Genomic DNA, 610 nt, shown 5'->3' on the forward strand with positions numbered 1-610 from the left:
CGTGCATCCAATTACCATCAAAACGTTTGTTGAGCCAACGCAAGTATTTAATAGCACCTTCTGTCGAAAGAATTACATCCCTGCGTCCGTCGTACCACCAATTTTGATGCATGCCATACATTTTCCCGGTGCCTGGGATAAATTGCCAAAGCCCAGACGCTCGCCCATGACTGTAGGCAAATGGGTTAAATGCGCTTTCTACAATAGGAAGTAAGGCTAATTCCAAAGGAAGGTTTTCTTCTTCTAATCGTTCAACGATGTAGTACATGTAACGTGCAGATCGCGTAAACACGCGGTCCAAGTAAGCTGGGTGCTTCACATACCAATTTAACTGTGCACGTATGCGATGATTATCTTCGCTCAAATCAAATTCTAGGCCGTCTCGAATACGTTGTAGCAAATCAGTAGGTCTGCCGATCGCTTCGACCACTTCAACCGGCAATGGCTGATGTTCCGTCTCTACGAGCCAACCGTTCGGCGCGTGGGGGAACATCAAAGGTTTGAGAGCGACTTCATCTAAATAATCTTCGAACCAAGTGATATGAATAGTTTCTAGAGGAGGAACAAAAACTTGCTCGGTTTCATCAATAGTAGCGATCTCACTATCTTT

General features: G+C 44.9%; 1 protein-coding gene. It reads right to left on the reverse strand.

What is annotated here, in order from left to right; all coding sequences use genetic code 11:
- A partial coding sequence (locus tag A3739_RS06890) for a transglycosylase SLT domain-containing protein (protein ID WP_369821093.1) occupies positions 1-610 on the reverse strand: 610 nt, incomplete at both ends.

Source organism: Oleiphilus sp. HI0067, from assembly GCF_001635735.1.